Raw genomic sequence first — 13703 nt, 5'->3', positions numbered from 1 at the left:
TATAATAGGTTTTCTCTTCTTCTATAGTTACACTTCAAGACACGGACATTATGACGTTACGAACAACACATTTAGGGAGGAACGAACAATGAAGAAAAAAGTTGTACCTGTTGTTGCATCTGTTTTAGGGGCAAGTCTATTACTAACTGCTTGCGGGGGAAATAAGGATACTGCAAGCGGAGCGAAAGCAAATGATAAAGCACCTGATAAACAGGCAATTAATTTATCATTCGCTTCAGAAATTCCAACAATGGATGTTGCAAAAGCAACGGATGGGGAATCCATGAACGTAATGCGAAATGTTTTTGAAGGTTTATATGCAATGGGAGAAGATAATAAACCGATTCCTGGTGTTGCTGAGTCGGTTGACATTAGTCCCGATAAAACAAAATATACATTCCACCTGCGTGATTCAAAATGGTCAAACGGTACTCCTGTGACAGCAAAGGACTTCGTCTTCGCTTGGCAACGTGCCGTAAACCCTGATACAGCAGCTGAATATGCATTCTTATTCTTCGATATACAGAATGCGAAACAAATAAACCAAAAACAATCGCCAATTGATCAACTAGGGGTCAAAGCTCTTGATGATAAAACGTTAGAAGTACAACTAGACCGTCCTGTTCCCTACTTCTTAAGCTTAACGACATTCTCAACATTCTTACCAATTAATGAAGATTACTTAAAATCTCAAGGCAATAAATATGGTTTAGAAACAAATCATTTAATTTACAACGGTGCTTTCACATTGGATAACTGGAAACACGAGCAAAGCTTCCAATTGAAGAAGAATCCTAACTATTGGGATGCTAAAACTGTAAAATTAGAAGAAATCAACTTCAATGTCGTTAAAGATAAGTCTACAGAAGTTAACTTATATGATTCTGGACAAATTGATCGTGTTGCTTTAACTGCGGAGTTTGTTGATAAATATAAGGGCGATCCAAACTTCAAAGAACGCGCTGAAGTTGGCATTCAATTCTTACGACTCAATCAAAAAAATGAAACATTAAAAAATCAACATGCACGCCTTGCTATTAACGGAGCAATGAATAAAAAAGCATACGTAGAAACAATTTTAAATAACGGTGCTGTTCCAGCTGAAGGAATGGTTCCTGCGAAATTCGCAAAAAGTCCAGAAGGCAATGACTTCCGTAAAGAAAATGGAAACTTAGTCAAAGATGATGTGAAAACAGCGAAAGAGAACTGGAAAAAAGCGAAACAAGAACTCGGTACTGACAAAGTAACAATCGAGCTATTAACAAGTGATAATGCTTTAGCTAAAAAGACTGGGGAATATTTAAAGGGTGAACTAGAAAAGAATCTAGATGGATTAACAGTAAATCTAAAACCACAACCACGTAAACAACAGTTGAAACTGCTATTAAGTGGTGACTATGAAATCGGAATTGATGGCTGGGGCCCTGACTTCGCTGACCCAATTACATTCTTAGATTTATTTACAACAGATAGTGCTTATAACTTCGATAAATACTCTAACAAAGAGTACGATGAGCTAATCCATAAAGTGAAAACAGATTTAGCTGGCGATGAAAAGGCGCGCTTTGAAGCAATGAAGCAAGCTGAAAAAATCCTATTACAAGACGGTGCTGTCGCGCCTTTATACCAACAAGGTCGCTCTTACTTACAACGCTCTTTCATTAAAGGACTTGTAACAACTGACTTCGGCGGTGAATTTAACTACAAGTGGACAGAAGTTGCAAAATAATAAATAAAAAGGTATCCAATTGAAGGATACCTTTTTATTTTATGCTTCTTTAATTATAGAACTACTTCTCTTTACGATCCCTTTTATACATATGGTAATTCCTGCTACCAATTTTATAACTAGTACAATAAGTAATAATACGATAATATTTCTCTCTCCATTAACTTCACCAAATATTATTGTATGAGAACCTTTTGTTACGGGAAATAACCCCTAATCTAGTGATAAATATTTGCGTATCAATAATAAGAAGACAAACAAAACGATTATCAATTTTCTTCATAGCTCTCTTTTTGCATCGAACCAAAACTCATCATAAATATAAACATAAACATCAAATATGTTCTCCACGTCAAAGAAGGTATATGTCCTGACCAAAGATAGCTAATTAAATAATTAATTCCCATAATACAAGACGATATTACTAAACTAATACTTATTAGTTTCGCATATTTGAGCATATCTTTTCTCCTTACTTTTCTATCTCTTCAAATTGCAGATTTACCGGTTCTTCTAGTAGTGTTTCATAAAAGTTTTCAGCCAAATCTGTTGAAGGAATTTTTTCATCTACTTCATCAAATCGAATACTATCTAGCCACACACAGCCTTCTCCTGATAATAAAACACCAAATGCAATACCAAGCGCTCCTTCTTTTATATCTAATACAACCGAGTACGATTGCCAGTTATTCGTATTTTTAATTGGGCGATTTTGCATATTATCCATAGCGAGCGGTTCTGTATCGTTTCCGTCTACTCGCATCCACACCCCTGCCCAATCTCTTACGTTCTCACTCTTAACAAATGCTGTAAAACGTAATCTTTTACCTACATATTTATCGGCTCGGAAGATTTGCATTAATGTTGAAAATCCTCCATGCGTAACATTCTCTTTTGCTTTTATGTATGCAGATACTTTTCCTTGATGGACAACTTCATAATCTAACCCCATCTCATATTCAGCAGGATGACTTCCACTTAAGACCCACCCTTTCGGTATACCTTTTTGCATTGAAACACCCTCTCTTTCTATATAAAATGACTGGAAATACTTTCGATATTTCTTCGGTGGCAATTGAAACATTCTTTTAAAAGCTCTCGTAAATGCCTCTTGTGAGGAAAAACCGTATTGCACTGCAATATCAATAACAGCTCTCTCCGTTGACACTAAAACCTGTGCAGCATGAGTTAACCTTCTCTTTCGAATATAATCCGTTACACTCATCCCAATATACCTTTGAAAAATACGATGAAAATGGTACATCGATACCGCACTGTGAAATGCCACTCTGTCTGTTGTAAGCTCCTCATGTAAGTGATCCTCTATATACTCAATTGATTTTTTTATCATCTCTTTATATTCTTCATGCATTTTAGTACCTCCTCACAACCTTAATTTACCATATACATACAAATCAGTTTTGATTTAAATTGTGGATTAAGCTTTGTGGCTACAAGTTAATAATTTATTTTCAACACATACATAATTACATATTTTTTGGAAAAACTTGTATAGAACCAATTTACATAAGGAGGAATTTATAATGAGAATTTTACTATCAGTTTTATTAGCGCTTATGCTAGTGCCTGTATTAACAGGATGTAAAGCTCCTGCAAAAGAAGATACAACTTCTGATAAGAAAACGACTGAAGAAGCAAAAAATGAGGCTCCTGCAGATTTAAAACTTAACTTCAATGAATTTAGTTTAGATGCAGACTATCAAGATACGAAGAAAGACTATGAGGCTGATTATAAAAATGGAGCAGCTGATAAGAAAATGGAAGCAAAGCTTGAAGACCACAAATCAAATGCAAAGTTTACAGGTGACGAGGCTATTACAAAATTAAGCCCACTTCTACAAGAATTAAAATTTGATAAAGATACTCCTGACCAAGAAGTAATCGATCAAGTAGTAAACGTATTCAAACTTGATAAAGACTACCAAAAATTTGATTTAGAAGTTGTCTTCTCTGATGGAACGAAAAAAGAATATAAAAGAGAAATAAAATAAAGAAGTAGGCGATTGCCTACTTCTTTATTTTTGCATATCTTAAATCTGGTTTCGATCCAACATAATATTGAAGACCTGATACTGATCCTTTTTGTAAGTAAGAATCAGAAGGGAATATAATTGGAATTAATGGTGAATCTGTAAACATAATATCTTCTGCTTTATGCAATAAGTCAAAACGCTTATCTTCATTTTGTTCAACTTCTGCTTCTTTTACTAAAGCGTCAAACTCTTTATTATGCCATTTTGCATAGTTGTTTGGACCATCACCTGCATATAAATCTAGTTTAGTAATTGGGTCTAATAAAGAACCTCCCCATCCCATATAAGCTAATTGGAAATCACTTTGCTTATATGTATCAATGTAACTCTTCCACTCTTTATTTTCTAATTTAATATCTACACCAAGGTTTTTCTTAAACATTTCCTGCATTGCTTCTGCTACTTTTTTATGCTGTGTATCCGTTGTGAATTTTAATGTTACTTCAGGTAATGTAGACCAACCTTGTTCTTTCATACCCTCTTCTAATAATTTTTTCGCTTCTGCTGGATCAAATTTAACGTAACCACCTTTTTCTTTACGGAAATCACGACCACTTTGTGTTTTTGCTCCTTCTGGAACAAATGCATTTGCTTCTTGCGCATTGTTTTTATACAGTTTTTCAACGATAAACTTACGATCAACTGCTAATGAAAATGCTTTACGTACTTTCGCATTTGTAAATGGCTCTTTTTCTACGTTAAATGAGTAAATATAAGATGAGAATCCCGCAACACGTTTATACTCTTTATTCCCTTTTTCTTTCTCAATCATCTCTTGTGGTAAGCCACTTAATAAATCTAATTCTTTTGATTTGTACAATTGATACGCTGTTTTAGAGTCTGGAATAATACGAAACTCAATTTCTTTTAATGTTACCTTTTTATCATAGTATTCTTTATTTTTTTGTACTGTAATTGCTTGGTTATGCTTCCATTCTTTTAACGTGAATGGTCCATTTGTAATTAACTCTTTTGGATCTGTTTTTAATTTGTTGTTATCATCAATTGATTTTTTAGATAATGGAATAAATAATGAACTCGCTAATTTTTGTTTAATAGAAGCAACTGGGTGCTCAAGTGTTACCTTTAATGTTTGAGGATCAACAACTTGAATGCCCACTTGGCCTTCTTCACCTTTTCCAGTATTATATGCCTCTGCACCTTTAATGAAATACATTTCTGTCGCATTCATAGAGCCTGTTTTCGGATTTAATAATCGCTTCCATGCAAATTCAAAATCATTTGCTGTGATAGGAGAACCATCTGACCATTTAATATCTTTCTTTAAATGGATTGTATATTCAGTTCCATCCGCATTTACTTCTTCTTTCTCTGCTAATTCATTTTGATATTTCCCATCACTATCTTGCGTATATAAGCTTGAGAATAAATGCCCTATTACATAACCTGACGTGCTATCTGTTGCAATAGCGGAATCCAGTGTATATGGATCGCTACCAATATTCGTTACTAATCGATCTCCTTCTCCCTTACCAGCACTTGCTTTTTGCGTCTCTTTCTTACCACAAGCGACAGAAGTAATCGCTAAAACAGTCATAATGACAAACAGTAAAAACTTCTTCATCCTACATTCTCCTTTAACCCGAAATTTTTGGTGTTGATGCTAATAATGTTTTTGTATAAGAATGTTGTGGATTACGGAATACTTCGTCCGTATTTCCAAATTCAACAAGTTCTCCTTTATATAAGACAGCTACCTTTTCACATAAATAGTGAACCATCGGCAAATCATGTGCGATAAATAAATATGTATAGCCTTTCTCCTTTTGAATCTTTTGCAGTAAATGTACAACTTGAATTTGCAATGAAACATCTAATGCAGAAATTGGTTCATCAAGAATTAATACCTCGGGCTCACATAATAACGCCCTTGCAATAGCGATACGTTGACGTTGTCCTCCGCTAAATTCGTGCGGGTAACGATCAATATATCGCCTATCTAGTCCAACACGTTCTAGCGCATCACCTGCGACTTTATCCTTCAATCCTTTATCACCTAAACCGAATGAAATATATCCTTCCGTTACGCTATCACGTACTTTCCAGCGTGGATTTAATGCGGCTGTTGAATCTTGAAAAATGAACTGTACTTTCTGCAAGAAATCTCGCTTATGAGCTGACTTCAACTTGTGAACAACTTGACCGTTATAATCAATTTCACCAGACGTTGGGCTCTCGATCCCAGCTATGAGCTTACCGAGTGTCGTTTTCCCTGAACCACTTTCTCCAATAATGCCAAGTGTTGTTCCTTTCCGGATAGAAAGTGATATATCTTTTAACGCTGCAATTTCTTTCTTTTTACTTCCATACGTTTTCGTTACTTGCTTTACAGTAATTAAATCTGTTGTCATGAGGCATTCACCTTCTCTTTTGATTTCGCTTGGTTATGCTCTAGAACATGTTGCCAACAATGTGAACTGTGTTCTCCAGAATATGTTGTTCTCTCTGGAAAACGATGAATGCATTCTTGTATTGCTACTGGGCATCTATTTACAAATGGGCACCCAAAACTGTTCAATGTTTCAATTGATGGTGTTGTTCCCTCAATTGCTCTAAGTACCTTTTCAGCATCATCCATATTCGGAATAGCTTGCAATAAACTTTTCGTATACGGGTGCTTCGGTGAACCTATTACTTCTTGTATCGTCCCTTTTTCAACAACACGTCCCCCGTACATCACAACTACTCGATCTGCTACTTCACGTACAAGCGCCAAATCATGTGTAATTAATAAAATACTCGTATTTTGTTTTTCTTTTCGCTCTTTTAATAACCCCATAATTTGTTTTTGAATCGTTACATCTAATGCAGTTGTAGGCTCATCTGCAATAACGAGCTTTGGGTGACAAGCAAACGCAATTGCTAAACAAATACGTTGCCTCATACCTCCGCTTAATTGATGTGGGTACTGTTCAAAACGTTTCTCTGCTTCATGTATCCCTAAATCTGTTAATAAATTAATCGCAATTTCTTTTGCTTCTCTTTTCGACTTTTTCTCATGTTGCAAAATTACTTCTGTAATTTGTCTTCCTACCTTCATCGTCGGATTTAAGGAGGACAGAGGGTCTTGAAAGATAAAGGAAATATCTTTCCCTCGAATTTGATTCCACTCTGATTCTTGTAAACTTGTTAATCCTTGAGATTGGAAAGAGATACTTCCATCATCGATGTGAATAGAATCTTGATTTAGTCCGATAATAGATTGTGCTGTAACACTTTTTCCTGAACCACTCTCTCCTACAAGTGCAACGATTTCACCTTCATTAATGGAAAAGGAAACATGCTTCACAATTGCTTGCTTACTATTCTCTTTTTCAACGGCTAACGTTACGTTTTCTAAAGATAAAAGCTGTCCCATGTTTTTTCTCCTTTCGATTTCGTTTTACAATCTTCGGATCAATTGCATCTTGCAAACCATCACCAATTGCATTAAATGCAAACATAATGAGTGCAATCATGATTGCCGGGAAGAATAGCTGCCACCATTCTCCGCTCAATAATGTTCCGAGTGCATCGTTCGTCATCGTTCCCCAGCTAGCCGCTGGTGATTGCACTCCGAGTCCGATAAAGCTTAAAAATGATTCTGAGAAAATAGCTGCCGGAATTGTAAATGATAAATTTACGATAATAATACCTGTTAAATTTGGAATGATATGTCCGTATATAATCTTCATATGCGATGTACCTAATCGCTCTGCTGCAATAACAAATTCTCTTTGCTTTAAGGATAATACTTGTGCCCTAACGAGACGTGCCATGCCAATCCAGCCTGTTAATGCAAGGGCAATAATAATTGTAAAAAGCCCGGGTTTCATAACGATTAATAATAAAATAACAATTAATAAATATGGGATGCCGTATAACACTTCAATACCTCTTATAATCCACTCATCAATTAAGGTTCCAAGGCGACTACGTCCTCTCACGTATCCACTAAAACCACCGATTAGTACACCTATTCCTATATCAAGAGCCGCTGCCACTAATCCAACTGTTAGTGAAATTTTCCCACCAGCCCAAGTACGCGCCCATATGTCTCTTCCTAAATCATCGGTTCCGAACCAATGCTCGCTACTAGGAGGTAAATTAGTTGCTTCTTTCACTTGTTCACTCGCAGTAAATGACGTTAAACTTTCGCCAATTAGCGAGAAAATTATAATGAGTAATAACGTCACTGCGCCTAAAACTGCTATAGGGTTTGATATAAACTTGCGAAACACTTCCTTCTTTCGGCTAATTGTTTGCTGCTCTTTATTTATCGTTAATTCTTTTTTCTCTTCATTCGTTAATAACTGTTTATTAATTTCATAAGCTCCCATTTAAATATCCCCCCTCCTTATGTAATAGAACGAATACGCGGATCAACCATACGATGAATAATATCTGTAATGAAAATACAAGAAATTAATAATGCACTATAGAAAATCGTTGTTCCCATAATGACCGGATAATCTCGGTTAAAAATGCTATCTACAAAATATTTTCCTAGACCAGGAATGGAAAATATTTTTTCAATAACGAAAGTCCCTGTTAAAAGTCCAGCCATTAACGGTCCAACAAATGTAAGTACTGGCACAATCGCATTTCGAAGAGCATGTCTTATAATGATTTTCTTAATTGGGATACCTTTCGCTCTCGCTAGCTTAATATAATCACTCTGCAAAACTTCAATCATATTAGAGCGAACAAACCTTGTAATAACTGCGATTGGTCCTAACGCTAATGCAAAGGATGGCAATACCGTATGTTCGAATGTGCCCCAAGACGCTACAGGTAACAGTTCAAACTGTATAGCAAATACTTGTATAAATAATGGTGCTAAAATAAAACTTGGAATAGATATACCGAGAATCGCAAGTAAGCTCACACTATAATCAATTACTTTCCCATGATATAGGGCTGCAAATGTACCTGCTGCAATTCCGACTAATAATGAAATAATAAGTGCTTGTAAACCAATAATCGCTGACGGACCAAATCCTGTCGTTATAATTTCTGATACACTTTGACCTGTGGATTGAACAGATTCACCAAAATCAAAATGAACTACGCCATCTAAATAAGCGACATATTGATTCCATAACGGTTCATCGAGGTGATACTTCGCCCTCATATTTTGTATTACTTCCTCTGGAAAGATTTTTGCATCTGATGAAAATGGATCCCCAGGAATGATATGCATAATCAAAAATGTTACTGTCGTAATGACCCATAGCGTGAAAACCATAACCGATAGTTTTTTAATAACATACACTTCAATAACCCCCTAAACAAATGAATTTACTTTGTTTTATTGACATATTTGTTCCTATTACTTTTCCGCTTCTTAAAATACAAAAAGCCTTGATCTTAAAAAATAAGATCAAGGCTGAATAAACGAAGGCCCATCACTTATCTTTCAAGACTTGCTTGCTGGAATTAGCACGGTGTTCATCTTACAGAACCCGCTGCTGAGGTGTCATAGGGCCAGTCCCTCTACCTCTCTGGATAAGTAAATTGCTATATTATTATTTGGTTCAAATTGTATATTTCGAATTATAATTCTGAAAAAATGAAAAGTCAATCAAATTGGGTATATTTAGAAAAATCAGTTTTTAATCCTTTTATCGAAATTACAGTTTTCACTTATAATAAAAAGAAATACTGTTAAAGGAGTTATAAGATGGACCCCTTCCTTCTTGCTACTATAACCCTTAACAATCGTTATACTTGTCATCATCGGCTTCTATAAAGTGAAACTTTAATCAGTGGGGGGCATCCCCCACTGATTATTAGTTGAACCAATCGGGCTTTACGGGCAGTTGATCCCTACCTAACTTCTTTGCTTTCACTGAATTTTGAGGTGGGGGTCTTACTGCCCGTTAATGCGTGATAAACTCTTTATTAAAAAGAAACGTATCACTTCTTTTTATACTCCATTCGATAATATTACCGGTCAAACCATTTCTGAATTTCACGAAGAACAGAAAGTATTAGTATCCGAGGATGAAGACGGAGATGGTAAGAAGAAAAAATAACCTTGCGCGTACGCAAGGTTATTTTTTTGCCTCTGTTTGAAAACGCTTATAGTATGTTGATGCTGTTGAAAAATTAATTTCTATATCACGAATCAACGATGAGTCTTCTTCTTTAGCTAACTTTTGTAATTTTTTTATCGCTTGTTCTGCTTCATTTAAGAAACCAACATACATTTCATGTTCTTGTTCTTTCGACTTCGGTACACGAATTTCTTTACGTATATGATCTATATCTTCTAACATGCCTGTCGTTACCTTCTGCACGTCTTCTTTATATTTAGCATTCGTTATTTCCTTACCACCTTTTTCTTTTGCTACTTCCCATAACTGTAATGCTTTATTAATTTCTTTGTTCATCTTCATATCGTATTTTTCATGTACTGCAAGATATTCTTTCATCTCTTCTGTTTGTTCAGTAGATTGCTCTACCTTTTCCTTTGGTTCTTTCGTATCTTTATTTCCATTACATCCCGCTAGAAGGAGCATACCTCCCATTACGGCAATACCCAAAACCTTCTTCATCTCTTTTTCTCCTTTTATCTACAGCTACTACTCATTATAGTTTCTTTTATCTCCACTTGTTATTATACCGAGAACATCCTACTTTTTACACTTAAGACGATACCTTAATATACATGCCCACATTTTTGTCACATTATCGTCACTTTATGTAAATAACTTTTGCATCACCTTACGAAACTGTATGTGTTATTTCAAAGAAATGAAAAAAGAGCTGATTCAAAATATGTTTGAATCAGCTCTTTTTATGAATTAAGCCTCTACATTTTGTCTTTGTTGCAATTCAAACTGCTTCTCACTTCTTCTGGCCATAAATAGATAACATAATACAGCACCAATTTCACAAAGAGCGATCACAACGCCCATCGGTAATGCGGTGTTACTTCCACCAATGCCTACTAACGGTGCAACAAGTGCTCCTGAAATGAACTGTAATAAGCCTAATAAAGCTGATGCTGTTCCTGCAGCTTGTTTCTGGTTTCTCATCGCTAATGAGAAACCAGTTGTTGATACAACCCCAACACTTGATACAACAAGGAACAACGAACATAAAACACCAATTAAACCTATTCCTAGTACGATTGTCAGTAATAAAGATAGGCCACCAACAGCTGCGATAATAATACCACCAACAAATAATGTCTTCTCATTCACTTTCCCTGCTAAACGACCCGTAACCTGACTAGCAATAATAATACCGATACCGTTAATCGCAAAGAATAAGCTAAATTGCTGTGGTGATGCTCCGTATATGTTCTGCAACACAAATGGCGAGCCCGAAATGTATGCAAACATTGCCGCCGTTACTAGCCCTTGTGACAATGCATATCCCATAAACAGACGATCCTTTAACAGTTTTCCGTACGTCGCCAATGTCCCTGACAAACCACCTGTTTCTCTTTCTTCAGGAGGTAATGTTTCACGTAATACAAAAGTAGCTGATATTAACATGAATACACTAATTGCTCCAAGAACGATGAAGACACCGCGCCATGTTGTGAACTGTAGTAATTGTCCCCCGATAATCGGTGCCAAAATAGGCGCTGCTCCGTTTACTAACATAAGCAGTGAGAAAAACTTTGTCATTTCAGAACCTGAATACATATCACGTACCATTGCACGTGAAATAACAATCCCAGCCGATCCTGAAGCTCCTTGCAAGAAGCGCAATAACACTAAACTCCAAATAGATGGCGCAATAGCACAAAGTAAAGAAGAAGCAACATAAATAATAAGAGCAATAATAAGAGGTTTGCGCCTTCCATAAATATCACTAATTGAACCGACAAATAATTGCCCTACTGAAAGCCCAAGTAAACAAGCTGTCAATGTTAGCTGCGCTAGGGATGCCCCCGTTTGTAAATCGTCCGTTAATTTCGGTAAAGAAGGCAAATACATATCAATAGATAATGGCCCAATCGCCGTAAGTGTCCCTAGTACAAGAATCATCCATAACCTATTTGTCTTTACAGGCTTATATATTTCTTGATTAACTCCATTCACTTTTTCCGTTCACCCTTTCCTATAACTACTTAATCGTAACAATTATAGTTACAACATAAACATACGTCAAGTATAGTGCATTTTCCTGTTTCATACCGTAAAAAAAAGCGATAGAAATTCTATCGCTTTACTTTTTCAAATTGCTATTTGCAAATTTAGATACGGAAGACATCGCCTCTCCTGTATCTAAATACGTGATTTGAATTGGATCTCCCACTTCTGTAAACATGGCATATGGGAATTTCTTCGCTGGTACCATAAATACTTTTTGCTCATTCTCTAACAGTACGTACACAATCGTATTTTCGCCTGATTTTTCTTTATATACACGTTGTACAACGCCTTCTTTTTGTGCTTCTTTACCACTTGAAGTCGGTCTAAATGAATCCCCACTTCCACTCAGCGCATTTTTATAATTCTCAAGCGCTTCTTTTTGCGTCGAACCTGTTGCAAATATTTTCGCATTAGAAGCATAGATAACCGTATGAGCACGTACTAATCCTCCGTCATCAATAACAGGTACAATCCAAGAAGGTTTACCGTACACATTATAAATAACCGGCATTGTTCCGTGCCATTTCTCTCTCTTAAAGGAATTATCCACTACTTCTGTAGCAGCTGAACCATCCATAATTCCCTTTACTTCTTTTCCGTTATAGTAATACAACTTACCTGTACGCGCATCGATAAGCGAGTAACCTAACGCAGAATCTACTCCTTCTTTCGGAGAGGTGAAATCAGTAAAGTAATATAGCGTTCCATCCTTACCGAAGATTGGTGTAACTCCTTCTTTCGTTCCCCACTCAGTCGGAATCTTCATATCCGTTTGTGAGAATTTTGTATTCCAAAATCCGTGAATATATTTACCGAAATACGTATTTAATGTAGATGCGGTCTCGTGATTTAATACACCATCAACAAATTTAGGTGCCTTTCCTTTATCGTATCTTTTCACTTCACCTGTTTGTGCGTCTACTACTACAACGCCCTCTACCTCAAATCCAGATCTTCCTGAAATAAATTCACCATACGTCATTGTATAATATGGTTTCCCTTTATCATCAACTTCGAATTTAGGTTTCCCTTTAAAAATTAAATCCGGTTCTGCTTTTCGAACGACACGTTCTAATTTATTACCAAAAAACATGCTCGGCACATATTTCATTTTATAACCGAGGTGCAGTTTTGCTTCCGCATCGGGATTCGTACCTGACATCGTTACGTATCCTGGAATTGTTTCCGCTTTACGTGCTTTAAAAAACCCTGAAACTTCAATCGGTGCTACATATAAAGCCTCACCATTTACCATTTGTGGTGTTAATTCTCCTAGCTCAAAATAAGCTACTTTCGGAATATCCCCAAATACTTTTTTCATCTTATTCTCTGCTGTCTTTGGCGGCACTGTAAACGGCTGATCATTTTCAGTAAATGGCTCTGAAATATCTTTCTCTATCTTCACAACAGAATCATATTTCTTTTTCGTGATTACTATATCGTGTAAATAACCAAAGTAGCCGTAACTTGCGAGTAAAACAAACATGAGAAGTCCCTTTAACGTACCTTCTAATTTCCCTATTTGATTTTGTGAAAATAAAACAAGCCCAATTAAAACTGCTACTGCAACAGCATAATGAGTAAGAATTGAATCCGCTCGATCATCAATTAGCCAAAGATATTCATAGATTGCAATACCTATCCAAAATAAAACAGGAATAACTAAAATGGATGATTTCTTACCCTTTACAACCTTCTCATCCCCTTTCTTATCCACTGCTCGAAGTTTACTACCGCTTCTTGTCCATGGAATCAAAAACAAAGTGAGAATAGCTAAAATTAAAAATTTCATCAAAGGCAATGTCC

The 13703-nt window shown here is 36.0% G+C and carries 13 protein-coding genes, 1 pseudogene and 1 riboswitch; of the genes and pseudogenes, 3 read left to right on the top strand and 11 right to left on the bottom strand.

Features of this window, described 5'->3' with window-relative positions; genetic code table 11:
• Positions 1-88 precede the first annotated feature (88 nt).
• Complete coding sequence (locus tag ACTFOB_RS23165) at positions 89-1729, top strand: ABC transporter substrate-binding protein (protein ID WP_440029282.1); 1641 nt, start codon at positions 89-91, stop codon at positions 1727-1729.
• A 39-nt stretch (positions 1730-1768) separates the two neighbouring features.
• Here ACTFOB_RS23165 and ACTFOB_RS23160 read toward each other — a convergent pair.
• The 3 genes and pseudogenes from ACTFOB_RS23160 to ACTFOB_RS23150 form a co-directional block, all read right to left on the bottom strand.
• A pseudogene (locus tag ACTFOB_RS23160) lies at positions 1769-2012 on the bottom strand (hypothetical protein).
• Positions 1999-2190, bottom strand: a complete 192-nt coding sequence (locus tag ACTFOB_RS23155) for a hypothetical protein (RefSeq protein ID WP_440029284.1) — start codon at positions 2188-2190, stop codon at positions 1999-2001. Before ACTFOB_RS23155 ends, ACTFOB_RS23160 begins: the two are co-directional and overlap by 14 nt.
• Before the next feature lie 11 nt (positions 2191-2201).
• Positions 2202-3101, bottom strand: coding sequence for a helix-turn-helix transcriptional regulator (locus ACTFOB_RS23150; protein ID WP_440029286.1), 900 nt, complete (start codon positions 3099-3101; stop codon positions 2202-2204).
• A 172-nt stretch (positions 3102-3273) separates the two neighbouring features.
• Between ACTFOB_RS23150 and ACTFOB_RS23145 the strand changes: the two genes are divergently transcribed.
• Positions 3274-3741 carry a YusW family protein gene (locus ACTFOB_RS23145; protein WP_440029288.1) on the top strand — a complete coding sequence of 156 codons (468 nt, stop codon included), beginning with the start codon at positions 3274-3276 and terminating at the stop codon, positions 3739-3741.
• 16 nt (positions 3742-3757) lie between these two features.
• Here the strand turns inward: ACTFOB_RS23145 and ACTFOB_RS23140 are convergent, their stop codons facing one another.
• The 5 genes from ACTFOB_RS23140 to ACTFOB_RS23120 are packed head-to-tail and all read right to left on the bottom strand — an operon-like array spanning position 3758 to position 9058.
• Positions 3758-5368, bottom strand: coding sequence for a peptide ABC transporter substrate-binding protein (locus tag ACTFOB_RS23140; RefSeq protein ID WP_151635468.1), 1611 nt, complete (start codon positions 5366-5368; stop codon positions 3758-3760).
• A gap of 13 nt (positions 5369-5381) precedes the next feature.
• Positions 5382-6155 carry an ABC transporter ATP-binding protein gene (locus ACTFOB_RS23135; RefSeq protein ID WP_440029290.1) on the bottom strand — a complete coding sequence of 258 codons (774 nt, stop codon included), beginning with the start codon at positions 6153-6155 and terminating at the stop codon, positions 5382-5384.
• Complete coding sequence (locus tag ACTFOB_RS23130; protein WP_440029292.1) at positions 6152-7162, bottom strand: ABC transporter ATP-binding protein; 1011 nt, start codon at positions 7160-7162, stop codon at positions 6152-6154. Before ACTFOB_RS23130 ends, ACTFOB_RS23135 begins: the two co-directional genes overlap by 4 nt.
• Positions 7119-8123 carry an ABC transporter permease gene (locus tag ACTFOB_RS23125; protein ID WP_440029294.1) on the bottom strand — a complete coding sequence of 335 codons (1005 nt, stop codon included), beginning with the start codon at positions 8121-8123 and terminating at the stop codon, positions 7119-7121. Before ACTFOB_RS23125 ends, ACTFOB_RS23130 begins: the two co-directional genes overlap by 44 nt.
• A gap of 17 nt (positions 8124-8140) precedes the next feature.
• Positions 8141-9058, bottom strand: coding sequence for an ABC transporter permease (locus ACTFOB_RS23120; RefSeq protein WP_440029295.1), 918 nt, complete (start codon positions 9056-9058; stop codon positions 8141-8143).
• 134 nt (positions 9059-9192) lie between these two features.
• Positions 9193-9298, bottom strand: a riboswitch (SAM riboswitch).
• Between the two features lie 370 nt (positions 9299-9668).
• On the opposite strand from ACTFOB_RS23120, the gene ACTFOB_RS23115 reads away from it, so the two are divergent.
• The gene (locus ACTFOB_RS23115; RefSeq protein ID WP_098501272.1) at positions 9669-9821 is read left to right on the top strand and encodes a DUF3951 domain-containing protein; all 153 of its coding nucleotides are present in this window, start codon (positions 9669-9671) and stop codon (positions 9819-9821) included.
• Between the two features lie 18 nt (positions 9822-9839).
• Here ACTFOB_RS23115 and ACTFOB_RS23110 read toward each other — a convergent pair whose 3' ends face one another.
• The 3 genes from ACTFOB_RS23110 to ACTFOB_RS23100 form a co-directional block, all read right to left on the bottom strand.
• Positions 9840-10343, bottom strand: coding sequence for a hypothetical protein (locus ACTFOB_RS23110; protein WP_440029297.1), 504 nt, complete (start codon positions 10341-10343; stop codon positions 9840-9842).
• Between the two features lie 249 nt (positions 10344-10592).
• Entirely contained in the window at positions 10593-11843 is a 1251-nt protein-coding gene (locus ACTFOB_RS23105; RefSeq protein ID WP_440029299.1) for a multidrug effflux MFS transporter, read from the bottom strand.
• 127 nt (positions 11844-11970) lie between these two features.
• Positions 11971-13689: a DUF3981 domain-containing protein gene (locus tag ACTFOB_RS23100; protein ID WP_151635807.1), complete on the bottom strand. Its 1719-nt coding sequence runs from the start codon at positions 13687-13689 to the stop codon at positions 11971-11973.
• Positions 13690-13703 lie beyond the last annotated feature (14 nt).

Origin of the sequence: Bacillus cereus group sp. MYBK79-1 (assembly GCF_051915365.1) — a bacterium.
GTDB lineage: Bacteria > Bacillota > Bacilli > Bacillales > Bacillaceae_G > Bacillus_A.
The sequence above is the reverse complement of the archived record's forward strand: the minus strand, read 5'-3'. Positions and strand labels throughout refer to the sequence as shown.